This window comes from Streptomyces anulatus (assembly GCF_000721175.1).
In the GTDB taxonomy this organism is placed as follows: domain Bacteria; phylum Actinomycetota; class Actinomycetes; order Streptomycetales; family Streptomycetaceae; genus Streptomyces; species Streptomyces anulatus_C.
This window is the reverse complement of sequence record NZ_JOEZ01000107.1, coordinates 1-905: the sequence shown is the minus strand read 5'-3', so window position 1 is coordinate 905 and position 905 is coordinate 1. Positions and strand designations below refer to the sequence as shown.

The window sequence follows — 905 nt, the reverse complement described above, 5'->3', positions numbered from 1 at the left end:
TAAGAGCTCGTAACACGATCATGATCGGGACTTCTTGAGGCGTCTCCAGCAGATGAGGCTGCAGGCGAGGGAGACGAAGGCGTCGTGGAGTTCGGTGCGGCGTTCCCATCGGACGGCGAGGCGTTTGAAGTGGTGGAGCAGGGCGAAGGTCTGCTCGACGACGTAGCGGAGTTTGCCGATGCCCTTGATGTTGGGTGATCCCTTGCGGGAGATGACGGGCAGGATCCGCCGGTGACGGAGCTCGTCGCGGTTGGGGTTGGAGTCGTAGCCCTTGTCACCGAGCAGGGATTCAGGTCGGCGGCGGGGCCGGCCGGGGCGGCCCGCGACGGGAGGGATCCCGTCGACCAGGGCGAGGGTCTGGGTGACGTCGTTGACGTTGGCCGCGGTCGTGATCACCTTGAGCGGGGTGCCACGTCCGTCGCAGATCAGGTGGTGTTTGCTGCCCGTCTTCCGCCGGTCGACCGGCGACGGACCGGTGTCAGGTCCCCCTTTTTCGCACGGATGTGAGAACCGTCCACGCACGCCCGGGACCAGTCGAGCTCACCGGCCGCGTTCAGCTCCGCGAGCAGGACTCGGTGCAGCCGGTCGAAGACCCCTGCCTTCTGCCACCGGTCCAGACGCCGCCAGCACGTCTGGCCCGATCCGAACCCCAGCTCCAGCGGCAGCAGTTGCCAGGCTATGTCGTTATAGAGGACGAACAGAATGCCCTGCAGGCAGAGCCGGTCCGACACCGGCCGAGGCCCCGGCGACCGCTCCGGCCACGGCGGCAGCAACGGCTCGATCAACGCCCACAACTCATCGTCCACGATCCACGGTTGACTACCCACACCTCACGAACGGCCGAATCATCGCACTGGTCACGGCCTACCAGGCCGTTGCAACAAGATCGTGTTACGAGCTCTAAG

General features: G+C 65.7%; 1 protein-coding gene. It reads right to left on the bottom strand.

Annotation, left to right across the window (positions count from 1 at the left end):
* Positions 1 to 18: 18 nt before the first annotated feature.
* Positions 19 to 809 (bottom strand): IS5 family transposase gene (locus IG90_RS43185; protein WP_106973048.1). Its coding sequence is split into 2 segments (ribosomal slippage): positions 19 to 494 and positions 494 to 809, totalling 792 coding nucleotides; the frame shifts between segments, so codons are not numbered across the junction.
* Between the last annotated feature and the right edge of the window lie 96 nt (positions 810 to 905).